Annotated in this window: 16 protein-coding genes, 3 rRNA genes and 1 pseudogene; 7 read left to right on the top strand and 13 right to left on the bottom strand. The window is 68.4% G+C overall.

The genetic code is table 11. The annotated features are described in order from the left end of the window. The 7 genes from M2266_RS26265 to thyX form a co-directional block, all read right to left on the bottom strand. Positions 1-669 carry a DegT/DnrJ/EryC1/StrS family aminotransferase gene (locus tag M2266_RS26265; protein WP_277441359.1) on the bottom strand — a complete coding sequence of 223 codons (669 nt, stop codon included), beginning with the start codon at positions 667-669 and terminating at the stop codon, positions 1-3. Positions 670-802: 133 nt separating this feature from the next. Next, positions 803-919 (bottom strand): 5S ribosomal RNA (rrf, locus tag M2266_RS26260). Between the two features lie 78 nt (positions 920-997). Further along, a 23S ribosomal RNA gene (locus tag M2266_RS26255) occupies positions 998-4,123 on the bottom strand. Between the two features lie 291 nt (positions 4,124-4,414). Continuing rightward, positions 4,415-5,937, bottom strand: a 16S ribosomal RNA gene (locus tag M2266_RS26250). The 16S, 23S and 5S rRNA genes sit together here, the layout of an rRNA operon. A 553-nt stretch (positions 5,938-6,490) precedes the next feature. Then, positions 6,491-8,176: a ribonuclease J gene (locus M2266_RS26245; RefSeq protein WP_277440400.1), complete on the bottom strand. Its 1,686-nt coding sequence runs from the start codon at positions 8,174-8,176 to the stop codon at positions 6,491-6,493. Positions 8,177-8,383: 207 nt separating this feature from the next. Next, positions 8,384-9,283 (bottom strand): 4-hydroxy-tetrahydrodipicolinate synthase, encoded by a 900-nt coding sequence (gene dapA, locus M2266_RS26240; RefSeq protein ID WP_277440399.1) that lies wholly within the window; start codon positions 9,281-9,283, stop codon positions 8,384-8,386. A gap of 173 nt (positions 9,284-9,456) precedes the next feature. Further along, complete coding sequence (gene thyX / locus M2266_RS26235; protein WP_277440398.1) at positions 9,457-10,194, bottom strand: FAD-dependent thymidylate synthase; 738 nt, start codon at positions 10,192-10,194, stop codon at positions 9,457-9,459. A gap of 170 nt (positions 10,195-10,364) precedes the next feature. Between thyX and M2266_RS26230 the strand changes: the two genes are divergently transcribed. Further along, positions 10,365-10,607 carry a hypothetical protein gene (locus M2266_RS26230; RefSeq protein ID WP_277440397.1) on the top strand — a complete coding sequence of 81 codons (243 nt, stop codon included), beginning with the start codon at positions 10,365-10,367 and terminating at the stop codon, positions 10,605-10,607. Between the two features lie 73 nt (positions 10,608-10,680). Then, positions 10,681-11,226 (top strand): hypothetical protein, encoded by a 546-nt coding sequence (locus M2266_RS26225; RefSeq protein ID WP_277440396.1) that lies wholly within the window; start codon positions 10,681-10,683, stop codon positions 11,224-11,226. 45 nt (positions 11,227-11,271) lie between these two features. Here the strand turns inward: M2266_RS26225 and M2266_RS26220 are convergent, their stop codons facing one another. The 5 genes and pseudogenes from M2266_RS26220 to rpsO all read right to left on the bottom strand — a co-directional run bounded on the left by M2266_RS26220 (position 11,272) and on the right by rpsO (position 16,708). Beyond that, complete coding sequence (locus M2266_RS26220; protein WP_277440395.1) at positions 11,272-11,727, bottom strand: tetratricopeptide repeat protein; 456 nt, start codon at positions 11,725-11,727, stop codon at positions 11,272-11,274. Between the two features lie 5 nt (positions 11,728-11,732). Next, complete coding sequence (dapB, locus tag M2266_RS26215; RefSeq protein WP_277440394.1) at positions 11,733-12,485, bottom strand: 4-hydroxy-tetrahydrodipicolinate reductase; 753 nt, start codon at positions 12,483-12,485, stop codon at positions 11,733-11,735. 77 nt (positions 12,486-12,562) lie between these two features. Then, positions 12,563-13,940: pseudogene (locus M2266_RS26210) on the bottom strand (pitrilysin family protein). Next, the gene (locus M2266_RS26205; protein WP_138357423.1) at positions 13,937-16,153 is read right to left on the bottom strand and encodes a polyribonucleotide nucleotidyltransferase; all 2,217 of its coding nucleotides are present in this window, start codon (positions 16,151-16,153) and stop codon (positions 13,937-13,939) included. The pseudogene M2266_RS26210 and the gene M2266_RS26205 overlap by 4 nt, the downstream one beginning before the upstream one ends. A gap of 267 nt (positions 16,154-16,420) precedes the next feature. After that, positions 16,421-16,708, bottom strand: coding sequence for a 30S ribosomal protein S15 (gene rpsO / locus M2266_RS26200; protein ID WP_138357422.1), 288 nt, complete (start codon positions 16,706-16,708; stop codon positions 16,421-16,423). 489 nt (positions 16,709-17,197) lie between these two features. On the opposite strand from rpsO, the gene M2266_RS26195 reads away from it, so the two are divergent. From M2266_RS26195 to M2266_RS26175, 5 genes are all read left to right on the top strand, one after another. Next, a complete protein-coding gene (locus M2266_RS26195; protein ID WP_277440393.1) occupies positions 17,198-20,728 on the top strand; it encodes an SCO5717 family growth-regulating ATPase in 3,531 nt (1,176 codons plus the stop codon). A 231-nt stretch (positions 20,729-20,959) separates the two neighbouring features. Continuing rightward, positions 20,960-21,904, top strand: a complete 945-nt coding sequence (locus M2266_RS26190) for an ABC transporter ATP-binding protein (RefSeq protein ID WP_277440392.1) — start codon at positions 20,960-20,962, stop codon at positions 21,902-21,904. Further along, on the top strand, positions 21,901-22,722 hold the full coding sequence (locus M2266_RS26185; protein WP_277440391.1) for an ABC transporter permease: 822 nt from the start codon (positions 21,901-21,903) through the stop codon (positions 22,720-22,722). Before M2266_RS26190 ends, M2266_RS26185 begins: the two co-directional genes overlap by 4 nt. Positions 22,723-22,759: 37 nt before the next feature. Continuing rightward, positions 22,760-24,013, top strand: coding sequence for a sensor histidine kinase (locus M2266_RS26180; protein WP_277440390.1), 1,254 nt, complete (start codon positions 22,760-22,762; stop codon positions 24,011-24,013). After that, positions 24,010-24,675, top strand: coding sequence for a response regulator transcription factor (locus tag M2266_RS26175; RefSeq protein ID WP_277440389.1), 666 nt, complete (start codon positions 24,010-24,012; stop codon positions 24,673-24,675). The genes M2266_RS26180 and M2266_RS26175 overlap by 4 nt, the downstream gene beginning before the upstream one ends. 16 nt (positions 24,676-24,691) lie before the next feature. Here the strand turns inward: M2266_RS26175 and M2266_RS26170 are convergent, their stop codons facing one another. Beyond that, the gene (locus tag M2266_RS26170; protein WP_277441358.1) at positions 24,692-25,651 is read right to left on the bottom strand and encodes a bifunctional riboflavin kinase/FAD synthetase; all 960 of its coding nucleotides are present in this window, start codon (positions 25,649-25,651) and stop codon (positions 24,692-24,694) included. Positions 25,652-25,689 lie beyond the last annotated feature (38 nt).

The raw sequence follows: 25,689 nt of genomic DNA, 5'->3' as shown, positions 1-25,689 counted from the left end.
TCAGAGCAGGCCACCGAGGGCGTTGCAGGCATCGGCGATATGCGCCAACTCCCGCTGGGTGAGCCCTGAGTGCACCGGCAGCGACAGCGCCTGCGCGGCGGCCAGTTCGGTCTCCGGCAGCACCTCGCGCGACCGGTGCGCCGCGAGCCGGTGAACGGGCGTCGGGACGCTCACGGTCGCCCGCACCCCGCGCCGTGACAGCGCCCTGACGAAGGCGTCCCGGTCGGGACGGCCGTTGCCCGGGATCCGCACCGTGTAGTGGTGGTAGACATGGTGCGCGCCCGGCTCGACGTACGGCACGACGACACCGGTCAGCGCCGAGTCGAGGAAGCGCGCGTGCGCGCGGCGCCTGGCGACCTCTCCCACGTCCTCCGCCGGCTGCTCCTCCTCGACCAGGGCTATCCCCTGCCGCGCCGCCAGTTCGCCCAGCTCCCGCATGGGTGCCGGGTGGCCGAACTGGTGCACCGCCAGGACGGCCGAGGTCCTGGGGGTGAGCGCGGCTTCCACGGAGGCCGGGTCGAGGCAGTACGTTCGCGGGTCGATATCGGCGAACACCGGTGTCGCGCCCACCATCACCACGGCCGCCGCGGACGACTCCGGCGCGAAGGACGGCACGATCACCTCGTCGCCGGAACCGATACCGAGAGCTCGCAGGGGCTGCCTGTCCATCATCAGCTGACGCACGTCCCTACCTCCAACAGTCGAGGTGCCAAGGTTCCCGCCGAGACATGAACAGGGGGTGACAGGCAATAAAAAAGCCTCAACCCCCGAGCCGAAGCTCGGGGGTTGGGGCTTAAAGATTGTTCGGCGGCGTCCTACTCTCCCACAGGGTCCCCCCTGCAGTACCATCGGCGCTGAAAGGCTTAGCTTCCGGGTTCGGAATGTAACCGGGCGTTTCCCTAACGCTATGACCACCGAAACACTATGAAGTTAACCAACCGGGTATCAGCACGGTTCGTTACTTCAGAACTACACAGTGGACGCGAAGCAAAAATAGTTAGACAAGCCCTCGGCCTATTAGTACCAGTCAGCTCCACCCGTTACCGGGCTTCCACATCTGGCCTATCAACCCAGTCGTCTACTGGGAGCCTTAACCCCTCAAAGGGGGTGGGAATACTCATCTCGAAGCAGGCTTCCCGCTTAGATGCTTTCAGCGGTTATCCTTTCCGAACGTAGCCAACCAGCCATGCCCTTGGCAGGACAACTGGCACACCAGAGGTTCGTCCGTCCCGGTCCTCTCGTACTAGGGACAGCCCTTCTCAATATTCCTACGCGCGCAGCGGATAGGGACCGAACTGTCTCACGACGTTCTAAACCCAGCTCGCGTACCGCTTTAATGGGCGAACAGCCCAACCCTTGGGACCGACTCCAGCCCCAGGATGCGACGAGCCGACATCGAGGTGCCAAACCATCCCGTCGATATGGACTCTTGGGGAAGATCAGCCTGTTATCCCCGGGGTACCTTTTATCCGTTGAGCGACGGCGCTTCCACAAGCCACCGCCGGATCACTAGTCCCGACTTTCGTCCCTGCTCGACCCGTCAGTCTCACAGTCAAGCTCCCTTGTGCACTTACACTCAACACCTGATTGCCAACCAGGCTGAGGGAACCTTTGGGCGCCTCCGTTACTCTTTAGGAGGCAACCGCCCCAGTTAAACTACCCACCAGACACTGTCCCTGATCCGGATCACGGACCGAGGTTAGACATCCAGCACGACCAGAGTGGTATTTCAACGACGACTCCACCATGGCTGGCGCCATGACTTCACAGTCTCCCACCATATCCTACACAAGCCGAACCGAACACCAATATCAAGCTATAGTAAAGGTCCCGGGGTCTTTCCGTCCTGCTGCGCGAAACGAGCATCTTTACTCGTAGTGCAATTTCACCGGGCCTATGGTTGAGACAGTCGAGAAGTCGTTACGCCATTCGTGCAGGTCGGAACTTACCCGACAAGGAATTTCGCTACCTTAGGATGGTTATAGTTACCACCGCCGTTTACTGGCGCTTAAGTTCTCAGCTTCGCCACACCGAAATGTGACTAACCGGTCCCCTTAACGTTCCAGCACCGGGCAGGCGTCAGTCCGTATACATCGCCTTACGGCTTCGCACGGACCTGTGTTTTTAGTAAACAGTCGCTTCTCGCTGGTCTCTGCGGCCACCCCCAGCTCAGGAAGCAAGTTCCCTCACCAGTTGTGGCCCCCCTTCTCCCGAAGTTACGGGGGCATTTTGCCGAGTTCCTTAACCATAGTTCACCCGAACGCCTCGGTATTCTCTACCTGACCACCTGAGTCGGTTTAGGGTACGGGCCGCCATGAAACTCGCTAGAGGCTTTTCTCGACAGCATAGGATCATCCACTTCACCACAATCGGCTCGGCATCAGGTCTCAGACTTCATGTGTGACGGATTTGCCTATCACACGCCCTACACCCTTACCCCGGGACAACCACCGCCCGGGCTGGACTACCTTCCTGCGTCACCCCATCGCTTACCTACTACCACCTTGGACCGGCGGCTCCACCACTCCCCTTTGCCCGAAGGCTCCAGGACGGCTTCACGGCCTTAGCATCAGAGGGTTCGATACTGGGCGTTTCAAAGCGGGTACCGGAATATCAACCGGTTGTCCATCGACTACGCCTGTCGGCCTCGCCTTAGGTCCCGACTTACCCTGGGCAGATCAGCTTGACCCAGGAACCCTTAGTCAATCGGCGCACACGTTTCCCACGTGTGTATCGCTACTCATGCCTGCATTCTCACTCGTGTACCGTCCACGACTGGCTTCCGCCGCCGCTTCACCCGGCACACGACGCTCCCCTACCCATCCCCGCACCCGTTAGGGCTTCACACGGGAATGACACGACTTCGGCGGTACGCTTGAGCCCCGCTACATTGTCGGCGCGGAATCACTTGACCAGTGAGCTATTACGCACTCTTTCAAGGATGGCTGCTTCTAAGCCAACCTCCTGGTTGTCTCTGCGACTCCACATCCTTTCCCACTTAGCGTACGCTTAGGGGCCTTAGTCGATGCTCTGGGCTGTTTCCCTCTCGACCATGGAGCTTATCCCCCACAGTCTCACTGCCGCGCTCTCACTTACCGGCATTCGGAGTTTGGCTAAGGTCAGTAACCCGGTAGGGCCCATCGCCTATCCAGTGCTCTACCTCCGGCAAGAAACACGCGACGCTGCACCTAAATGCATTTCGGGGAGAACCAGCTATCACGGAGTTTGATTGGCCTTTCACCCCTAACCACAGGTCATCCCCCAGGTTTTCAACCCTGGTGGGTTCGGTCCTCCACGAAGTCTTACCTCCGCTTCAACCTGCCCATGGCTAGATCACTCCGCTTCGGGTCTTGGGCGCGCGACTCAACCGCCCTATTCGGACTCGCTTTCGCTACGGCTACCCCACACGGGTTAACCTCGCCACACACCGCAAACTCGCAGGCTCATTCTTCAAAAGGCACGCAGTCACGAGATCACATGCAAGCATGTGATCCGACGCTCCCACGGCTTGTAGGCACACGGTTTCAGGTACTATTTCACTCCGCTCCCGCGGTACTTTTCACCATTCCCTCACGGTACTATCCGCTATCGGTCACCAGGGAATATTTAGGCTTAGCGGGTGGTCCCGCCAGATTCACACGGGATTTCTCGGGCCCCGTGCTACTTGGGTGTCGTACAAGCAAGCCGTACAGATTTCAGCTACGGGGGTCTTACCCTCTACGCCGGACCTTTCGCATGTCCTTCGCCTATCCATACGGTTTCTGACTCGCCCAACAGTCGGCAGACTGCTGAAGTACGATCCCACAACCCCGCATGCGCAACCCCTGCCGGGTATCACACGCATACGGTTTGGCCTCATCCGGTTTCGCTCGCCACTACTCCCGGAATCACGGTTGTTTTCTCTTCCTGCGGGTACTGAGATGTTTCACTTCCCCGCGTTCCCTCCACATACCCTATGTGTTCAGGTATGGGTGACAGCCCATGACGACTGCCGGGTTTCCCCATTCGGACACCCCCGGATCACAGCTCAGTTGACAGCTCCCCGGGGCCTATCGCGGCCTCTCGCGTCCTTCATCGGTTCCTGGTGCCAAGGCATCCACCGTGCGCCCTTAAAAACTTGCCTTACAGATGCTCGCGTCCACTATGTAGTTCTCAAGCAACGAACCCTCCCCCACACCCCCACGCCCGAAAGCGAAGTTTGGTGAGGCCGGCGTCGAGAGGGGACTTTCGTTCCCTCAGGACCCAACAGCGTGCCCGGTACAGCCCAATCCCTCATGTTTTCCACGCCGAAGCAGTACTTACATGAACAACCAAACCGTGCCGAATAGTCAACGTTCCACCCATGAGCAACCACCGCCGGACATGTGCCGGCGTAATGGCCCTGGACTGCTATCGCAGCCAGAATGCTCCTTAGAAAGGAGGTGATCCAGCCGCACCTTCCGGTACGGCTACCTTGTTACGACTTCGTCCCAATCGCCAGTCCCACCTTCGACGACTCCCTCCCTTGCGGGTTGGGCCATCGGCTTCGGGTGTTACCGACTTTCGTGACGTGACGGGCGGTGTGTACAAGGCCCGGGAACGTATTCACCGCAGCAATGCTGATCTGCGATTACTAGCAACTCCGACTTCATGGGGTCGAGTTGCAGACCCCAATCCGAACTGAGGCCGGCTTTTTGAGATTCGCTCCACCTTGCGGTATCGCAGCTCATTGTACCGACCATTGTAGCACGTGTGCAGCCCAAGACATAAGGGGCATGATGACTTGACGTCGTCCCCACCTTCCTCCGAGTTGACCCCGGCGGTCTCCTGTGAGTCCCCATCACCCCGAAGGGCATGCTGGCAACACAGAACAGGGGTTGCGCTCGTTGCGGGACTTAACCCAACATCTCACGACACGAGCTGACGACAGCCATGCACCACCTGTACACCGACCACAAGGGGGGCCGTATCTCTACGGCTTTCCGGTGTATGTCAAGCCTTGGTAAGGTTCTTCGCGTTGCGTCGAATTAAGCCACATGCTCCGCTGCTTGTGCGGGCCCCCGTCAATTCCTTTGAGTTTTAGCCTTGCGGCCGTACTCCCCAGGCGGGGAACTTAATGCGTTAGCTGCGGCACCGACGACGTGGAATGTCGCCAACACCTAGTTCCCAACGTTTACGGCGTGGACTACCAGGGTATCTAATCCTGTTCGCTCCCCACGCTTTCGCTCCTCAGCGTCAGTAATGGCCCAGAGATCCGCCTTCGCCACCGGTGTTCCTCCTGATATCTGCGCATTTCACCGCTACACCAGGAATTCCGATCTCCCCTACCACACTCTAGTCTGCCCGTATCGAATGCAGACCCGGGGTTAAGCCCCGGGCTTTCACATCCGACGTGACAGACCGCCTACGAGCTCTTTACGCCCAATAATTCCGGACAACGCTCGCACCCTACGTATTACCGCGGCTGCTGGCACGTAGTTAGCCGGTGCTTCTTCTGCAGGTACCGTCACTTGCGCTTCTTCCCTGCTGAAAGAGGTTTACAACCCGAAGGCCGTCATCCCTCACGCGGCGTCGCTGCATCAGGCTTTCGCCCATTGTGCAATATTCCCCACTGCTGCCTCCCGTAGGAGTCTGGGCCGTGTCTCAGTCCCAGTGTGGCCGGTCGCCCTCTCAGGCCGGCTACCCGTCGTCGCCTTGGTAGGCCATTACCCCACCAACAAGCTGATAGGCCGCGGGCTCATCCTTCACCGCCGGAGCTTTTAACCCACCCCCAGGAGGAGGTAAGTGTTATCCGGTATTAGACCCCGTTTCCAGGGCTTGTCCCAGAGTGAAGGGCAGATTGCCCACGTGTTACTCACCCGTTCGCCACTAATCCACCCGAAGGCTTCATCGTTCGACTTGCATGTGTTAAGCACGCCGCCAGCGTTCGTCCTGAGCCAGGATCAAACTCTCCGTGAATGTCTCCACGCAAGAGCGGCACCACCGGCCGGAATAAGGCCCGTGGTGCACAGCGTCCTCGCTATGTTATTCGCCTCCCGCCAGTTCCCGTCCCGAAGGACCGGAGGGCGAAAGGACTTTTTCAAAGGAACCACCAAACGAAACCCGTATGGGTTCCGCCCGGGGTGTTTTAAGTCTGGCGTTGACTTTTGGCACGCTGTTGAGTTCTCAAGGAACGGACGCTTCCTTTGGTGCCGTCTCCGGCGCCCTCCGGGCTTCCCTTCGTGTTTCCGACTCTATCAGACGCTTTCGTGTCCGATTCCCAGTCAGCGGGAGTCCTGCAGTTCTTGCTTTGTGTTGCTCCAGCGTTTCTGCCTTTCGGCTTTCCCGCTGCACCCGACTTTAGCAGAAGCTTTTCGCCGGATTTACCAGCCAATTCAACTTCGCTCTGGAAACAAACGTTTCCGCAGCACTCGTCGAGGCGGTTGTGACAACGTACTGGAGCGGGGCACCCGGATGCAAATCGGTTGCCCCGCCCCGGTGACTGTGCATCAGGTCGGCGTCAGGCCCGTGCTCAGACCTCGACGACGACCGGCAGGATCATCGGCCGGCGGCGGTAGGTGTCGGACACCCACTTGCCGATCGCACGGCGGATGAGCTGCTGCAACTGCCGTACCTCCACGACGCCGTCGGAGGCCGACCTGGCCATCGCTTCCTCGATCTTCGGGATGACCGCCGAGAACGCCTCGTCGTCGATCCCGGAGCCCCGGGCATGGATGTACGGCCCGCCCACGAGCTTGCCCGTGTTGCTGTCCATGACCACGGTCACGGAGACGATGCCCTCTTCGCCGAGGATGCGGCGGTCCTTGAGGGACGACTCGGTGACGTCGCCGACCGACAGGCCGTCGACGTACACATAGCCGGCCTGCACCTTGCCCGCGATCTTGGCGACGCCGTCGATGAGGTCGACGACCACGCCGTCCTCCGCGATGACGCAGCGGCTCTTGGGGACACCGGTGAGCTGGCCCAGCTCGGCGTTGGCGCGCAGGTGGCGCCATTCGCCGTGGACCGGCATCAGGTTCTTCGGCTTGCAGATGTTGTAGAAGTACAGCAGCTCGCCCGCCGAGGCGTGGCCCGAGACGTGCACCTTGGCGTTGCCCTTGTGGACGACGTTGGCGCCCCAGCGGGTCAGACCGTTGATGACCCGGTAGATCGCGGTCTCGTTGCCCGGGATGAGCGACGAGGCCAGGACGACGGTGTCGCCCTCGACGATCCGGATCTGGTGGTCGCGGTTGGCCATCCGGGACAGGGCGGCCATCGGCTCGCCCTGCGAGCCCGTGCACACCAGGACGACCTTGTTGTCCGGCAGGTCGTCGAGCTGCTTGACGTCCACGATCAGGCCCTGCGGCACCTTGAGGTAGCCGAGGTCACGGGCGATGCCCATGTTGCGGACCATGGAACGGCCCACGAAGGCGACCTTGCGGCCACGCTGCTGCGCACAGTCCAGCACCTGCTGGATGCGGTGGATGTGGCTGGCGAAGCTCGCCAGGATGATTCGCTTCTCCGCCTTGGCGAAGACCTGCTCCAGCGCCTGCGAGATGTCGCGCTCCGGCGGGATGAAGCCGGGGACCTCCGCGTTGGTGGAGTCGGAGAGCAGCAGGTCGATGCCCTCGTCCGCCAGCCGCGCGAAGGCGTGCAGGTCGGTCAGCCGGCCGTCGAGCGGCAGCTGGTCCATCTTGAAGTCGCCGGTGTGCACGACCATGCCCGCGGGGGTGCGGATGGCGACCGCGAGGGCGTCCGGGATGGAGTGGTTGACCGCGATGAACTCGCAGTCGAAGGGGCCGATGCGCTCGCGCTGGCCTTCGGCCACTTCGAGGATGTACGGCCGGATGCGGTGTTCCTGGAGCTTCGCCTCGATGAACGCGAGCGTCAGCCTCGAGCCGATGAGCGGGATGTCGTCCCGCTCGCGGAGCAGGAACGGGACGGCGCCGATGTGGTCCTCGTGGCCGTGCGTCAGCACGATGCCGACGATGTCGTCGAGGCGGTCCCTGATCGACGAGAAGTCGGGCAGGATCAGGTCGATGCCGGGCTGCTCGTCCTCGGGGAAGAGCACGCCGCAGTCGACGATCAGCAGCTTCCCGTTGAATTCGAAGACCGTCATGTTGCGGCCGATCTCACCGAGGCCGCCGAGCGGTGTGATGCGCAGACCGCCTTCGGGCAGCGCGCGGGGCAGGCCGAGCTCGGGGTGCGGGTGGCTCAAAGTTTCTCCTCACCACGCGCGCCGGGGTCCGGTGGATCGCCGGCGCGCGTGACATTTCGTTGTGCTGTCGGTTTGCGTGTACGTGGTGCGTACGCGTGATGCGTAGGTGTCGTGCGTACGCGTAGTGCGTATGCGTGCGTATTCAGTTGTGAAGTCTGTGGTGGTGAAGTCTGCGACCCGCGAGCCCGGGGCTGCGGAAGTCTGTGACTACAGGTGTACCCCGCCGGCGGCGAGATCCTTCTTCAGCTGCTCCGTCTCGGGTGCGGACAGTTCCACGAGAGGCAGCCGCAGCGGCCCCGCGGGCAGTCCCAGCAGTTCGAGGGCGGCCTTGGTGGTCATGACGCCCTGTGTCCTGAACATGCCCGTGTAGATCGGCAGCAGGCGCTGGTGGATCTCGGCGGCCTTGGCGATGTCCCCGCCCAGGTGGGCCTGGAGCAGGGCGCGCAGCTCCGGGGTGACCACGTGGCCGACGACGGAGACGAAGCCGACCGCGCCGATGGAGAGCAGCGGCAGGTTGAGCATGTCGTCGCCGGAGTACCAGGCGAGTCCGCTGCGGGCGATGGCCCAGCTCGCGGCACCGAGGTCGCCCTTGGCGTCCTTGTTGGCGACGATGCGGGGGTGCTCTGCCAGCCGGACGAGGGTCTCGGTGTCGATCGGGACGCCGCTGCGGCCGGGGATGTCGTAGAGCATCACCGGGAGGCCGGTGGCGTCGGCGATGACCGTGAAGTTCTGGTACAGCCCCTCCTGGGAGGGCTTGCTGTAGTACGGCGTCACGGTGAGCAGGCCGTGCGCGCCGGCCTGCTCGGCCTGGCGGGCGAGCTCGACGCTGTGCCGGGTGTCGTTGGTCCCGACTCCGGCGATGACGAAGGCGCGGTCCCCCACGGCTTCCAGGACGGCCCGTACGAGCTGGCCTTTCTCCACGTTGCTGGTGGTCGGCGACTCGCCGGTGGTGCCGTTGACGACCAGGCCGTCATTGCCTGCGTCGACCAGGTGGGCGGCCAGTCGCTGCGCGCCGTCGAGGTCGAGCGCGCCGTCCGCGGTGAACGGCGTGACCATTGCGGTCAGGACCCGCCCGAAGGGGGTCGTCGGTGTGGAGGTCGGAGCCATGGGTCCAACGCTACTCGTTGTATGTCGGCGCGTGTCGCCTCGGGACCTGCGGAAAGGACTCCGGCAGTGCCTGCTCGGGGGTTCAAGCACTGCCGGAGTCCGTTTCCGCAGCCTAGATGAACTTCGCGAATGCCTGCAATCGGGACACTTCGGACAATTAGCTGTGACGACCGCTACGGAGCGATGCGCCCGTTGCCGTTGAAGGCCGCGTGGGTCAGCGGCATGAGCTTCGCCCACTCGGCTTCCATCTTCTCGCCGACCATCTCGATCTCGCGCTGCGGGAAGGACGGAACGGCCGCCAGCTCGTGCTGGGTACGGAGTCCGAGGAAGTGCATGAGAGAGCGCGAGTTGCAAGTCGCGTACATCGACGAGAACAGACCCACCGGGAGGACCGCACGGGCCACCTCACGGGCGATGCCGGCGGCCAGCATCTCCTGGTACGCGTCGTAGGCCTGGCGGTACGAGGCCTCCATGGCCTCGGTCGTCGCCCGGTGCTGTGCGTCCGTGCCGTCCACGAACTCGTACTTTCCGGGACGGCCCTGCTGGACGAGCTTGCGCTCCTGCGCGGGAACGTAGAACACCGGCTGCAGCTCGCGGTAGCGGCCGGACTCCTCGTTGTAGGACCAGCCGACCCGGTGCCGCATGAACTCGCGGAAAACGAAGATCGGGGCACTGATGAAGAACGTCATCGAATTGTGCTCGAACGGGCTGCCGTGCCGGTCGCGCATCAGGTAGTTGATCAGGCCCTTGGAGCGCTCGGGGTCCTTGGTCAGCTCTTCCAGGGACTGCTCCCCCGCGGTGGACACGCGCGCCGCCCACAGCACGTCCGAGTCCGCGGCACTGTGCTTGACCAGGTCGACGGTTACCTCACCGCGGAACTGGACGGCGGTCTCGGTGGAGGTGTCGCTCACCGTGGGTCCTATCTGTCGTCTCAAGGGGCGCGCCCAGCCTAGACGCTGACACCGACAGCCCTGATCACCACCACAAACCCCACCCCCGCCCGCTGAATGGCGGACAAGCATTGCTAGATTGGGAGACTTGCATTAATTCGGACAAAGATTCGGACAGTGGAGTGGGTCGCATGTTCCGCCGGGGAGAGCCCGTCCCGTTCGCCTTCATAGCCGAGGCGGAGGACTTCCGGAGCAACGTCGCTCCGCCGCCCAGAACGCGCCCGAGCCGCCTCCGGATCGCGGGACGCGCGCTGGGGACCGTGCTGGTGCTCGCCGGACTGGTCGCCGCCGCCCTGCTCGGCGCCCCGGCGCTCGATCCGCACCAGCAGGGTTCGGTCGGCTCGCAACACGAAGAGGCTGCCAGGACGCCCTGAGCTGGTCACCACGTCGGTCGGCGGATAACCTCACCGGTCAGAGCCCCACCTCTGCCGGTAAAGGACCACGCGCGTGCCCCTGCCCTTCCTCGCCTCCGACAGCGTCCACGACCAGCGCGAGGCGTCCGCCGCGCTGCCGCACACCCTGCAGGACCGGTGGATGCGTCCGTACCGTCCCGGCCCGTGGCGGGTCGCGACGGCCGCGCTGCTGCTGGTGCTCTCCTCGTACGTGCTGTTCGCCGCGATGATCATCGCGGCCACCGGCGCGCTGCCCGGCGCCGGGCTCTGCCTGGCCGGGGGCGTCCTGGTGATCCTCTGCGCGCTGCGCCTGCTGCGCATGGGCTTCTGGGTCAGCGGGCGCGGGCTGCGACAGGCGGGGCTCCTCTACACGATCACGGTGCCGTGGGACGGCGTCGGCGGTGTGCGCACCGTGCAGCAGCCGGTGAAGGTGCTGGGGCTGCCGCGGACCGTCCAGGGGCAGGCGCTCGTCGTCACCCGCCGGGACGGACAGGAGCTGCGGCCGCTGATGACCGACCACAACGCCGACTTCCTCGGGCGCACCGAGGCCTTCGACATGGCGGCCGACGCCATAGAGGGCTGGGCCACCGAACTCCGCTGACCCGCCTGCCAGGCATCGCGGCGAACCGTTTCAGCTGGAACCGTTTCAGCTCGTGCGGACCGGCTTGCCGTCGCGCAGCGCGATGGCGCGCTGCATGGCCTTGCGGGCCCGCGGGGTGTCGCGGGCGTCGAAGTACGCGATGGCGAGCCGGAACCAGCTGCGCCAGTCGTCGGGCGAGGCCTCCGTCTCGGCCTGGCGCCGCGCGAAGACCGCGTCGGCCGAGTCGCGGTCGATACGGCCGCTGGGGGTGCGGACGAGCTCGTCCACCGGGAGGCCGCCCTCGGCGTCCAGTTCCCGCGAGAGCCGGTTCGCGTGCCGGGCGAACTGGGTGGTCTGCCACAGGAACCAGGCTCCGATGAACGGCAGCACCAGGACGGCGATGCCGAAGGGCACGGTGATCCACGTGCCCTCCTGGAGGAGCAGCACACCGCGGCTGCCGACCAGGACGAAGTAGCAGACCAGGGCACCGGCCAGAACGAAGTAGGTCACTTTGGCGCGCACGGCGATCAGTCCAGGTCCAAGAAGTGTTCGAGGCCGAAGGTCAGCCCCGGGGTCCCGGTGACCTTCCGGGCCGCGAGCAGGATGCCCGGCATGAAGCTGCTGTGGTGCAGCGAGTCGTGCCGGATGGTGAGGGTCTCGCCCGTGTCGCCGAACAGGACCTCCTGGTGGGCGAGCAGGCCGCGCAGCCGCACCGAGTGCACCGGCACCCCGTCGACGTCCGCGCCGCGCGCGCCGTCCAGGCCGTGGCTGGTCGGGTCCTGCTGGCGGGGCATCCCCGCGGTGTCGCGGGCGGCCGCGATCAGCTGGGCGGTCCGGGTGGCGGTGCCGCTGGGGGCGTCCGCCTTCCGGTTGTGGTGGAGCTCGATGACCTCGACGGTCTCGAAGTAGCGGGCCGCCTGCTGCGCGAAGCGCATCGTCAGAACGGCGCCGATGGAGAAGTTCGGGGCGATGAGCACTCCGGTGGCCGGGGAGTCCGCCAGCCAGCCCTTGAGCGACGTCAGCCGCTCCTCGGTCCAGCCGGTGGTCCCCACGACGCCGTGGATGCCGTTGCGGACGCAGAACTCCAGGTTCGCCATCACGGCGTCCGGGTGCGTCAGCTCGACGGCGACCTGCGCGCCGGCGTCGGTCAGCGCCGTCAGCGGGTCGTTCCGGCCGAGCGCGGCGACCAGGTCCAGGTCGTCGGCCGCCTCGACGGCCCGTACGGCCTCGGCGCCGATCCGGCCCGTTGCGCCGATGACGGCCACACGGAGCTTGCTCATGCTGATCCGTTCCTCCGGTTCGTGCGCCGCGGTCGCGTGCTGCGACCGCGGCGCGGGTGCGACCCGTCGCGTGGGGGCTACGCGACCGATTCGTGCAGGCGCGCGACCTGCTTATCCTTCAGCGGGCCGATGACGGCCAGCGAGGGACGCTGCCCCAGTACATCGCGGGCGACCGCGCGCACATCGTCCGGGGTGACGGCGGCGATGCGCTCCAGCATCGTGTCCACCGACATCTGCTCGCCCCAGCACAGCTCGCTCTTGCCGAGACGGTTCATCAGCGCACCGGTGTCCTCCAGGCCCAGCACCGTCGAGCCGGACAACTGGCCGATGGCGCGCTGCAGCTCCTCGTCGGTCAGACCGTGCTCGGAGACGTTGTTCAGCTCGTCCCGGCAGATCTTGAGCACCTCGGGGACCCGGCGCGGCTGGCAGCCCGCGTAGACGCCGAACAGGCCGCAGTCCGCGAACGACGAGGTGTACGAGTACACCGAGTACGCCAAGCCGCGCTTCTCGCGGACCTCCTGGAACAGCCGCGAGCTCATACCGCCGCCCAGCGCCGTGTTGAGCACGCCGAGCGCCCAGCGGCGCTCGTCGGTACGGGCCAGGCCGGGCATGCCGAGCACCACGTGCGCCTGCTCGGTCCTGCGGTCCAGCAGCTCGACGCGGCCGGCGGTGCGCAGCGTGCGGGCGCCGGAGCGCGGGTCCACCGGAACGGCGTCGGTGTCGCGCAGGGCGCCGGCGTTCTCGAACGCCTTGCGGACCTGGCGGACGACCGTCGCGTGGTCGACGTTCCCGGCCCGCGGCGACGACGAGGTGCGTCGGGTCGTAGTGCCGCTTGTAGAAGCGGGCGACCTGGTCGCGGGTGAGGGCGTTGATGGTCTCGACGGTACCGAGGACCGGGCGGCCCAGCGGGGAGTCGCCGAGCATCGCCGTGGTGAACAGGTCGTGGACCTGGTCGCCCGGATCGTCCTCGGTCATCGCGATCTCCTCGAGGACGACGCCGCGCTCGGCGTCGATGTCCTCCTGGCGGATCAGCGAGCCGGTGAGCATGTCGCACACGACGTCGATGGCGAGCGGCAGGTCGTTGTCGAGGACGCGTGCGTAGTAGCACGTGTACTCCTTGGCGGTGAACGCGTTCATCTCGCCGCCGACCGCGTCGATCACCGAGGAGATGTCGAGCGCGCTGCGCCGCTTCGTGCCCTTGAAGAGCAGGTGCTCCAGGTAGTGGGTGGCGCCGTTCAACGCCGGGGTCTCGTCGCGGGAGCCGACGTTGACCCAGATGCCGAAGGTCGCGGAGCGGACCGTCGGCAGGGTCTCGGTGACGACGCGCAGGCCCCCGGGGAGCACGGTCCTGCGGACGGTGCCGATGCCGTCGGTGCCGGGAATCAGGGTCTGTGTGCGGACGGCCCGCCCCTTGGTGGAGGGGCGGGCCGTCACGACAGTGGTGCGAGAGGTCACGAGCCGGACTCGTCCTCGGGGTCGCCCGCTTCTTCACCCTCGATGACGGGGATCAGCGAGAGCTTGCCGCGAGCGTCGATCTCGGCGATCTCGACCTGGACCTTGGAGCCCACGGCGAGGACGTCCTCGACGTTCTCGACGCGCTTGCCGCCGGCGAGCTTGCGGATCTGCGAGATGTGCAGCAGACCGTCCTTGCCCGGCATGAGCGAGACGAAGGCACCGAAGGTGGTGGTCTTCACGACGGTGCCGAGGTAGCGCTCGCCGACCTCGGGCATCGTCGGGTTGGCGATCTGGTTGATCACCGCGCGCGCGGCCTCGGCCTGAGAGCCTTCGGTCGCGCCGATGAGGACCGTACCGTCATCTTCGATGGAGATGTCGGCGCCCGTGTCCTCCTGGATCTGGTTGATCATCTTGCCCTTGGGGCCGATGACCTCACCGATCTTGTCCACCGGGATCTTGATGCTGATGATCCGCGGTGCGTTCGGGGACATCTCGTCCGGAACGTCGATCGCCTCGTTCATCACATCGAGGATGTGGAGGCGGGCGTCGCGGGCCTGCTTCAGCGCGGCGGCCAGGACCGAGGCGGGGATGCCGTCGAGCTTGGTGTCGAGCTGCAGCGCGGTGACGAAGGTCTTCGTGCCGGCGACCTTGAAGTCCATGTCGCCGAACGCGTCCTCGGCACCGAGGATGTCGGTGAGGGCGACGTAGTGCGTCTTGCCGTCGATCTCCTCGGAGATCAGACCCATGGCGATACCGGCGACGGGGGCCTTGAGCGGCACACCGGCGTTCAGCAGCGACATGGTCGAGGCGCAGACCGAGCCCATGGACGTCGAGCCGTTGGAGCTCAGCGCCTCGGAGACCTGGCGGATCGCGTACGGGAAGTCCTCGCGGGACGGCAGCACGGGCAGGATCGCCCGCTCGGCCAGCGCGCCGTGACCGATCTCGCGGCGCTTCGGCGAACCGACGCGGCCCGTCTCACCGACGGAGTACGGCGGGAAGTTGTAGTTGTGCATGTAGCGCTTGCGCGTCTCGGGCGCCAGCGTGTCCATCTGCTGCTCCATGCGGAGCATGTTCAGCGTGGTGACACCCAGGATCTGGGTCTCGCCGCGCTCGAACAGGGCGGAGCCGTGGACGCGCGGGATGGCCTCGACCTCGGCGGCCAGCGTACGGATGTCCGTCACGCCACGGCCGTCGATGCGGACCTTGTCCTTGATGACGCGCTCGCGGACCAGCTTCTTGGTCAGCGAGCGGTACGCGGCGGAGATCTCCTTCTCGCGGCCTTCGAACTTCGGGAGAAGCTTCTCGGCGGCGATGGCCTTGACGCGGTCCAGCTCGGCCTCGCGGGCCTGCTTGCCGGGGATCGTCAGGGCCTGGGCGAGCTCACCGGTGACGGCCTCGGACAGGGCGGCGAAGACGTCGTCCTGGTAGTCGAGGTAGCGCGGGAACTCGGCGGTCGGCTTCGCGGCCTTGGCCGCCAGCTCGGACTGCGCCTTGCACAGGGCCTTGATGAAGGGCTTCGAGGCCTCGAGGCCGGCGGCCACGATCTCCTCGGTCGGCGCCTCGGCGCCACCCTCGACGAGCGCGATCGTACGGGCGGTGGCCTCGGCCTCCACCATCATGATCGCGACGTCGCCGTCCTCCAGGGCGCGGCCGGCCACGACCATGTCGAAGACGGCGTCCTCGAGCTGGCTGTGGCGCGGGAACGCCACCCACTGGCCCTTGATCAGCGCGACGCGGACGCCGCCGATCGGGCCGGAGAAGGGGAGACCGGCGAGCTGCGTCGAGGCGGAGGCGGCGTTGATCGCGACCACGTCGTACAGGTCATCGGGGTTGAGCGCCATGATCGTGCAGACGACCTGGATCTCGTTGCGCAGGCCCTTGGCGAAGGACGGGCGCAGCGGGCGGTCGATCAGGCGACAGGTGAGGATCGCGTCCTCGGAGGGGCGCCCTTCGCGGCGGAAGAACGAACCGGGGATCCGGCCGGCCGCGTACATGCGCTCCTCGACGTCCACCGTGAGGGGGAAGAAGTCGAGGTTCTCCTTGGGGTGCTTCGAAGCACTGGTGGCCGACAGCACCATGGTGTCGTCGTCCAGGTAGGCCACGGCGGAGCCGGCGGCCTGACGGGCCAGACGGCCCGTCTCGAAGCGGATGGTGCGGGTGCCGAAGGAACCGTTGTCGATAACGGCCTCGGCGTAGTGGGTCTCGTTCTCCACTATGGGAATTCTCCTCATTCGTGTCCCAGGGCGTGTCCCGGGGACCTTCGGTGAGGGGAGCGTCCCGCCAGGGGCCGGTCTTCGATCGAAGCCTTCGGGGAGTCCTGCTGCCCGGAGGCCACTACCGAGGACCGGCGTTCGTGGCTCATTAGGAGGACGCTCCTCCTCGTGTGTTACAGCGTGCTCACACCAGACTACAAAGAATCGCCGGTCGAGTACGCAAAGGGAGCGGCTCCCGGGTGGGAACCGCTCCCCCGATACAACGTGTTACTTGGCGCCGGCCGCACCGCGGCGGATGCCGAGGCGCTCGACCAGGGCACGGAAGCGCGTGATGTCCTTCTTGGCCAGGTACTGCAGCAGGCGGCGGCGCTGGCCGACGAGCAGCAGCAGGCCACGACGCGAGTGGTGGTCGTGCTTGTGGAGCTTGAGGTGCTCGGTGAGGTCCGAGATACGGCGCGAGAGCATCGCGACCTGCACCTCGGGGGAGCCCGTGTCGCCCTCCTTGGCACCGAACTCGGCGATGATCTGCTTCTTCGTCGCGGCGTCGAGCGGCATACGAACTCCTCAGGTGTTGGTTTGCCTCCGAGTGCCCCTGGACTGGAATCACAGGCGATCTTCGATAACTCTGGAGGCGAGGACGCGGTTCTTACACACACATCCGTCGGCCAGGATACCAGCCGCGGGGGCACCGTCTCGCCGCGCGGCTCCTGGGGCCGCCGGGGGGCGGCGCGGGTCCGGCACGAGGGGCGCCCGGGGGCGCCTGTCGGAGGGGCGGGCCTGCCGTGGAACTACCGCCGATGATTAGGGTGTCCCTTAGAGCGGCAGGAGCAGAAGAGGGCGGACCGCCCGAGTGGGGCAAGTAAGGCTACTGCGGCACGCGGGGGAGGGATCGACGATGCAGCACGCCGGGTCTCCCGGCCGCGCCCGTCGCGGAGACCGTCACGCGTTCGTCGACCGGTTCCGGTCCTCAGCAGGCCATCAGCGCTCCACCGATCGTCCGTCCCTGCCGTTCGGATGCGTTTCAGAGATATACCAGGAGGCATTGTGAGCAGCGATCGGGACGAGAACCGCGTGGGCGGGGCCGCCCCTGTCGAGGAGCGTGGCGACGCCGACTACACCGGTGAGTTCACCTTCGACTACACGCCGCCCGCCTGGTACATGCAGAACGCCGGTGGCGACGACAGCGGGGACGGGGACGACGGCGGCGACGCCGAGGGCGAGGGCGACTCGGGTGCGGTTTCCGCCGTGGCGGAGGAGCCGGCGCGCGAGCCCGAGCCCTCGGTGACTCCGGTCGCGCCGCCCGTGGTGCCGCCTGTCGCCGCTCCGGCGCCGCTGCCGGCCCCCGCCGCGAGCGAGCCGTCGTGGTCCGCGACCTCGGTGCCGTTCGTCCCGGCACCCTCGCCCGCTCCTGCCCCGGAGCCCGCTCCGGTGGCCGCCGCGGAACCCGCACCCGCTTCTCCCGCTGTCCCGGCGTTCCCGACGCTGAAGCCGAGCGTCGGCGACGACCGTCCGGTGGACGCGCCCGCGGCGGAGCCCGAGCAGGACGACGACGAGCTGCCTGGTGCTGTCCGGAGCGAGTCGACGGTGAAGATCGCGCCCGGATCGCTGCGCCAGCGGCCCGGCGCGGGTGGGCCAGAAGCCGCCTCGACGCCCGCCGAGCCGGCTCCGGAGCGGGACGCTCCTCCGCCGTCCACCGGTCCCGTGTGGGTGCCGACCCCGCCGGCGGCGCCGGTCGCGCCGGTCGCGGCGTGGTCCCCCGCCCCTCCGCAGAGCGCGGTCCCGCCGCTGCCGCCGCAGTTCCAGGCGGCGGACGCGCCCGCGACGCCGCCGCTCCCGGACGACCGCGCCACCCCGCCGACGGGCGCGCCCTGGCCCGCTCCCACGCCCAGCCCGTTCACTCCCCCGCCGCCCCCCGAGACCGGTGGGCCGACCGCTCCGCCGAACCTCCCGGCCCCGCGCGCGGCGGCACCGCTACAGCAGAGCGCCGGCTTCCCGCGACCCGCCGCTGACGCACCGACGCCGGCTCCGGACGCCCAGCACGGCTCCGCGCCCGCCCCGGCGCCGCAGCAGGCACCACAGGACAGCTACGGCGTCCCGCGCCCCGCCATGGACGCACCGGCACCGGCACCGGCGGACCGTCAGGACGACCGCGCTCCCGCGGCGCGGCCGGCAGTGCCGGCACCGGCAGATCAGCCCGCAGCGCCGCAGCCCCCGCTCGCCCACCAGGGCTACGGGTTCCCGCGACCCGCCACGGACGCACCGGCGCCCGTCCAGGAGGACCGTGCTCCTGCGCCGCTCGCACAGAGTGGCTACGGGTTCCCGCGACCCGCCGTCGATGCCCCCGCACCGGCGCCCGTGGACCGTCCGGACGACCGCACTCCCGCGCCGCAGCCGCCTGCGCAGCAACCCCCGCTGGCACAGGGCGGATACGGATTCCCCCGGCCCGTCGCCGATGCCCCGGCTCCGGTCCCCGCAGACCAGCCCGCCGCCCAGCGGCCGCCCCTTGCCCAGGAGGGCTACGGCTTCCCGCGCCCCGCCACGGACGCACCGGCACCCGCCCTCGCACCGCGGGACTCCGTCCCGCAGGGTGGGTACGGGTTCCCGCAGGCCGGGCAGCCGCCGGTGGCGCCGACGCCGGCGGATCGGACGCCGCCGCCCGCAGCCTGGCCGGCTCCCACCCCCGCGCCGCAGCCGCAGCACGGCTTCCCGCCCGCCGAACCGCAGCCACAGCCGCCGCAGGCCGGCTACGGCTTCCCGCCGGCGCCGCAGGCGCCCGAGGACCGCGCTCCCGCGCCGGCGGCAGCGCCGTGGCCGAGTCCCAACCCGCCTGCCCCGCAGCCCGGCCAGCCCCAGCAGCCGCAGCAGCCGCAGCAGCCGCAGCCGGGCACCTACGCGCCCCTGCCGCAGCCCGCTCCGGAGGAGCGGGGCGCTCCGCCCACCGGTGCGCCCTGGTCCGGCAACCCCGCGCTGCCCCCGGCCGCCCCGGCCCAGCAGCAGGCGCCCGCTCCCATGCCGCAGGCCGGCTACGGCTTCCCGCCGCCCGCGGCGCCGCTGCCGCCGGAGGCGAGCCCCGGTGCGGCATTGCAGCCGCTCCCGCCGTACGGCGGGTACGGCTTCCCGCCGCCGGGACAGCAGCCGCAAGCGCAGGCTCAACCGCAGCCCCAGCCGGAGCAGTACGCACAGCCGCAGCCGCACCCGGCCCCCGCGGGCGACTCGTCCGTCGATCCGCGTACCGGCGGCTGGCCGACGATCACGCCGGACCAGCGGCAGCGTTCCGTGCAGGGCGCGCCGCTCGGCTACACCGCGGCCGTCGAACTGTCGTCGGACCGGCTGCTGAAGAACCAGCCGAAGCCGAAGCGGCCCGGCGCCAACGCGACGCCGTCGCGCTTCAAGCTCGGCGGCAAGAAGGAGGAGGCGGAGCGGCAGCGGAAGTTGGAGCTGATCCGCACGCCGGTGCTGTCCTGCTACCGCATCGCGGTGATCAGCCTCAAGGGTGGTGTCGGCAAGACCACGACGACCACCGCGCTGGGCTCGACGCTGGCGACCGAACGCCAGGACAAGATCCTCGCGATCGACGCCAACCCGGACGCCGGCACGCTCGGCCGCCGGGTCCGCCGGGAGACCGGTGCGACCATCCGCGACCTGGTGCAGGCGATCCCGTACCTCAACAGCTACATGGACATCCGCAGGTTCACCTCGCAGGCGTCCTCCGGGCTGGAGATCATCGCCAACGACGTGGACCCGGCGGTGTCGACCGCGTTCAACGACGAGGACTACCGCCGGGTGCTCGATGTGCTGGGCAAGCAGTACCCGATCATCCTCACGGACTCGGGTACCGGTCTGCTCTACAGCGCGATGCGCGGAGTGCTCGACCTCGCCGATCAGCTGATCATCGTGTCCACGCCGTCCGTGGACGGCGCGAGCAGCGCGAGCACCACGCTGGACTGGCTGTCGGCGCACGGCTACGCCGAACTGGTGCAGCGCAGCATCACGGTCATCTCCGGGGTCCGTGAGACCGGCAAGATGATCAAGGTGGACGACATCGTCGCCCACTTCCAGACGCGCTGCCGCGGGGTGATGGTCGTCCCGTTCGACGAGCACCTGGCCGCGGGCGCCGAGGTCGACCTCGACATGATGCGTCCGAAGACCCGGGAGGCGTACTTCAACCTCTCGGCCATGGTCGCCGAGGACTTCGTCCGCGCTCAGCAGGCGCAGGGGCTGTGGACCGCCGACGGGAACCCGCCGCCGCACCTGGCACCGCCGGTCCCCGGCCGGGAGCAGGCACCGCAGCCGCCCCAGCCGCAGTACCAGCAGCAGCCGCAGCCGCAGCAAGGCCAGCCGCAGTACCAGCAGCAGCCTCCGCCCCAGCCCGGGTTCCACGGCCACGCGCCCCAGGGCCCCGGCCAGCCGTACCCGCAAGCACCGCAGCCGCCGCAGCAGTACCAGCCGCAGGCACCGCAGCCGTACCAGCCGCGGCCCCAGCAGGGCTGGCCGCAGCAGCCGCCGCAGCAGGCCCAGCCCGAGCAACCGCCGGGCTACGGCTACCCGCCGCCGCCTCCGCCGCAGCAGCAGTAACCGGAGCAGTAGCAGGAGCAGACGGAGGGCCCCGCCGCACCCGCGGCGGGGCCCTCCGCGCGTGGTGGCACGGGCCGCGGAGTACATCACCGGGTGTACTTCCGTTCCACCCCGGGATGCAGCCGGGCGGCCGGGAGTTCCGCCTGCGGACCGTCGTGCCCGCCCTGGTCGGCGGCCTAGCGTGCAGGGGTACCGCACACCCCGATCGCTACGGCCCACAAGGACCTTCCGATGATCGAAGCCCACACACTCACCAAGCGCTACGGCGAGCGCACCGCCGTCGAGGACCTCAGCTTCACCGTGCGGCCGGGCGTCGTCACCGGCTTCCTGGGGCCCAACGGCGCCGGGAAGTCCACCACGATGCGGATGATCCTGGGCCTGGACGCCCCCTCGGGCGGCCGGGTCACGGTGAACGGTCGGCAGTACGCCGACCACCGGGCGCCGCTGCACGAGGTCGGCGCGATGCTGGAGGCCCGGGCGATCCACACCGGGCGCTCGGCGTACCACCACCTCCTGGCGCTGGCCGTCACGACGGGCATCCCGCGCGGCCGGGTCGACGAGGTGATCGACATCGTGGGCCTGCGCGAGGTCGCGAGGAAGCGCGCGGGCGGTTTCTCGCTCGGCATGGGGCAGCGCCTCGGCATCGCGAGCGCGCTGCTCGGCGACCCCGCGACGCTCGTCCTGGACGAGCCGGTGAACGGCCTGGACCCGGAGGGCATCCTGTGGATCCGCAACCTGCTGCGGAGCCTGGCCGCCGAAGGCCGTACGGTCCTGGTCTCCTCGCACCTGATGTCCGAGATGGCGCTCACCGCCGAGCACCTGATCGTGATCGGCCGCGGCCGGCTGATCGCCGACACCTCCGTGCGGGACTTCGTCAGCGGCGCGGCGGGTACCTCGGTGCGGGTGCGGACCGACGACGCGGACCGGCTGCGGAGACTGCTGGCGGCCCCCGGGGTGACCGTGGCGTCGGAGGCGGCGGGGGTGTTGGAGGTGACCGGTCTGAGCAGCGACCGCATCGGCAGGATCGCCGCCGACCACAGCATCGCGCTCGGGGAGCTGACCCCGCAACAGGCCTCCCTGGAGCAGGCGTTCATGGAACTCACCCGGGACGCCGTGGAGTACCAGGCACCTGCCGCCGCCACGGAGTTCTCCGCCCACGAAGGAAGCGCGGCATGACCGTCCTCGACCGGCCGGCCGCCGCGAACGCCTCCACCGGCCGCGGCCACGTCACCCAGCTCCGTGTCCTGCACTCCGAGTGGATCAAACTGCGCACCCTGCGCTCCACCCTCGTCACGCTGACCGCCGCCGTGGTCGCGATGATCGGGCTGGGAGTGCTCTTCTGCGCGGTCAGCGCCGACCGCTGGCCCCATATGGACCGGGGCGAGCAGCTCCGGTTCAGCGCGGCCGGAGTGAGCGTGCGGGGCTTCCTGCTCGCGCAGCTCGCCGTCGCGGTCCTCGGCGTCCTCGTGGTTTCCGGCGAGTACGCGACCGGCATGATCCGCGCGACGCTCGCCGCCGTACCGCGCCGCCTTCCGGTGCTGTGGGCCAAGGCTGCCGTGTACACGGCGGTGACGTTCCTCGCGATGACGACGGCGTCGCTCATCGCGTTCCTGGCGGGCCAGGCGATCCTGTCGTCCCAGCACATCGGTGTGTCGCTCGGCTCGCCCGGCGCCGCCCGCATGGTGGTCGGCGCGGGCCTGTACCTCACCGTGGTGGGCCTGCTGAGCGTGGCGATCGGTGGCCTCGTCCGCAGCACGGCGGGCGGCATCGCCACCGTCTTCGGGCTGCTCATCGTGCTGCCGCTGCTCGCCGACTCGCTGCCGTCCACCTGGTCCGTCAGCGAGTACCTGCCGGGCAACGCGGGGCAGGCCCTGCTCGTGGCCCACCCGGAGCCGCATATCTTGGCCCCATGGACCGGCTTCGCAGTCTTCTGCCTCTACACGGCCGTCGCCCTGACAGCGGCGGCGGCAGCGCTCAGCCGCCGGGACGCGTGAGGCGGTGACACCCGTCGCGCCCGCGCTCCGGCGGTCCATGCGCTCCGGGCGCGCCCTCCTCGGGCGCACCCGGCTGCTGGTGCGGGCGAAACTGCCGCCGGTCGCCGTGGACGCGGTGCTCACCGCGGCGCTGCTGTTCGCGACGGCGGGCCTGGCCCACCGTGATCTGGCCGGCTCGCCGTCCCTCGTGGTCTTCCAGTGGCTGCTGCTCATCCCGCTGGTGTGGCGGCGGCGGGCCCCGCTGGCGGTCTTCGGCGTCATGGCGGCGGTCGCGTTCCTCCAGTGGTTGGTCGGCGCCGCGCTGCCCGCCGACGTCGCGCTGCTCATCGCGCTGTACACGGTGGCCGCGCAATCCTCCCGGCGCCGGACGCTGCTGGCCGTCGCCGTACTCGAACTCGGCACGCTGCTGGCCGCGTCGACCTGGGCGACCCACGGACGCACCACGCAGTCGTTCGTCGCGCTGTCGGCGATGGTGATCGCCGCGGCCGTGACCGGGGTCAACATGCGCACCCGGCGCGCGTACCTCGCCGCCCTGGAGGACCGGGCGGGACGGCTGGAGCGGGAGCGCGACCAGCGCGCCCAGCTCGCGGTGGCCGGTGAACGGGCCAGGATCGCCCGCGAGATGCACGACATCGTCACGCACAACCTGTCGGTGATGGTCGCGCTCGCCGACGGCGCGGTCTTCGCGCAGGAGCGGCACCCGCAGAAGGCGGCCGCCGCGATGCGGCAGGTCTCCGCGACCGGTCGCCAGGCCATCACCGACATGCGCCGCTTCCTCGGCGTGCTGCGCGCCGACGAACCCGACGCGCTGCGCCATCCCATGCCCGGCATCGCCCAGTTGGAACCGCTCGCGGAACAGGTGCGCGCGGCCGGGCTGCCAACTCGGCTCAGCGTCGGCGGAGACCCGACCGTGGCCAACGCGGCGGCCCAACTCACCGTCTACCGACTGGTACAGGAAGCCTTGACGAACACCCTCAAGCACGCCCCGGCCGGCACTCGTGCCGAGGTCCGGGTGCGCTGCTCCCCCGCGTCCCTCCACGTGGACGTCACCGACGACGGTCCCGCCACGACCGCGCCGGGACCACCGTCGGGACACGGGATCGCCGGGATGCGCGAACGGGCGGCCGCGTACGGCGGGCAGCTCGACGCGGGCCCGCTGCCGGACGGCGGCTGGCGGGTCTCGGCCGAGCTCACCCTGATCCCGCGCCAGGACGCGAACGCGCCGCAGGACGGGCCGGCGCTCCGGGATCCGCTTCGGGATCGGCCCCGGGCCGGGGACGGTGCGCTGTGACGATCCGGGTGCTCCTCGTCGACGACGAACCCCTGCTGCGGATGGCGTTCACGATGGTCCTCGACGCCCAGCCCGACATGGAGCCGGTCGGTGAGGCCGCCGACGGCGCCGAGGCCGTCCGCCGCACGCTCGCGCTGCGGCCCGACGTGGTGCTGATGGACGTCCGGATGCCCGGCATGGACGGCATCGAGGCCACCGGCCGGATCGTCGGGTCCTGCCCGGAGACCCGGGTGCTGATCCTGACCACGTTCGACCTGGACGAATACGCCTTCGCCGGGCTGCGGGCGGGCGCGTCGGGCTTCCTGCTCAAGAACGCGCTGCCGGAGGAACTGCTCGCCGCGATCCGATCGGTGGCCGCCGGCGACGCCGTCGTCGCGCCCCGGATCACCCGCCGCCTGCTGGAGAACTTCGCCCACCGGCTCCCGGCCGGGAACAGCGCGGCGGACGGCGACGAGCGGCTGGCCCGGCTCACCGCGCGGGAGCGCGAGGTGCTCGTCGAGGTGGGCCGCGGGCTGTCCAACACGGAGATCGCCGCGGGTCTGCACCTCGCCGAGGCGACCGTGAAGACCCATCTGAGCCGGATCCTGGTCAAGCTCGGGCTGCGCGACCGCGTACAGGCCGTGGTCTTCGCCTACGAGACGCGGCTGATCCGGCCCTCCTGAGGGAGGCCCCGGCGGATCAGGAGGTGGGCGGCGTCGCGTCCTCGATCAGGTCGCGGGACTGCTTCACGTCCTCGGCCATCCCCACCAGCAGCGCGTCGATCGAGTCGAACTTCACCATGCCGCGCAGGTACGCGAGGAAGTCGACGGCCACGTGCAGCCCGTACAGGTCCAGTCCCACGCGGTCGATCGCGTACGCCTCGACCGTGCGCGCCGTGCCGTCGAAGGTCGGGTTGGTGCCGACGGAGATGGCGGCGGGCATCGCCTCGCCGTCCACGTGCAGCCAGCCGGCGTACACGCCGTCCGCCGGGATCGCGGTGTGCGGCAGTGTCTCGACGTTCGCCGTCGGGAAGCCCAGCTCGCGGCCGCGCTGCGCGCCCCGGACGACGACGCCCTCGACGCGGTGCGGACGGCCCAGGATCTCCATGGCGCCCGCCACGTCACCCTCGGCGACCAGCCGGCGCGTCATCGTCGACGAGAACGGCTCGCCGCCGCCGGCGGAGCCGCGCACGTACAGGTCGACGACGTCCACCTCGTAGTCGTACTTCAGGCCCATCGCGGAGAGGAACTCGACGTCACCGGCGGCCTTGTGCCCGAACCGGAAGTTCGGACCCTCGACGACGAGCTTCGCGTGCAGCGCGTCGACGAGCACCGTCCGGACGAAATCGCCGGGCGACAGCTTCGAGAACTCCGCCGTGAAGGGGAGGATGAGCAGCGCGTCGACGCCCAGCCCCGCCATCAGCTCGGCACGACGGTGGTGCGCGGACAGCAGCGGCGGGTGGCTGCCCGGCCGCACGACCTCGCTCGGGTGCGGATCGAACGTGACGACCACCGATCGGACGCCCAGCTCACGGGCCCGGTCGACGGCCTGCCCGATGATCAGCTGATGCCCCCTGTGCACACCGTCGTAGGAGCCGATGGTGACGACGCTGCGTCCCCAGTCCCCGGGCACGTCCTCCAAGCCCCGCCAGCGCTGCACCTTGACGCTCCGCTTCATCGTCGTACCGAATAGCTGTA

The organism is Streptomyces sp. SPB162, assembly GCF_029504575.1.
Classification (GTDB): domain Bacteria; phylum Actinomycetota; class Actinomycetes; order Streptomycetales; family Streptomycetaceae; genus Actinacidiphila.
Note: the sequence above shows the minus strand (reverse complement) of the source record. Positions and strands in the feature narration are given on the sequence as shown.

Coding starts and splice junctions, on each gene's coding strand:
- M2266_RS26265 (WP_277441359.1), bottom strand. CDS start 669: ATGGACAGGCAGCCCCTGCGAGCTCTCGGTATCGGTTCCGGCGACGAG.
- dapA (WP_277440399.1), bottom strand. CDS start 9,283: ATGGCTCCGACCTCCACACCGACGACCCCCTTCGGGCGGGTCCTGACC.
- M2266_RS26230 (WP_277440397.1), top strand. CDS start 10,365: ATGTTCCGCCGGGGAGAGCCCGTCCCGTTCGCCTTCATAGCCGAGGCG.
- dapB (WP_277440394.1), bottom strand. CDS start 12,485: ATGAGCAAGCTCCGTGTGGCCGTCATCGGCGCAACGGGCCGGATCGGC.
- rpsO (WP_138357422.1), bottom strand. CDS start 16,708: ATGCCGCTCGACGCCGCGACGAAGAAGCAGATCATCGCCGAGTTCGGT.
- M2266_RS26190 (WP_277440392.1), top strand. CDS start 20,960: ATGATCGAAGCCCACACACTCACCAAGCGCTACGGCGAGCGCACCGCC.
- M2266_RS26185 (WP_277440391.1), top strand. CDS start 21,901: ATGACCGTCCTCGACCGGCCGGCCGCCGCGAACGCCTCCACCGGCCGC.
- M2266_RS26180 (WP_277440390.1), top strand. CDS start 22,760: ATGCGCTCCGGGCGCGCCCTCCTCGGGCGCACCCGGCTGCTGGTGCGG.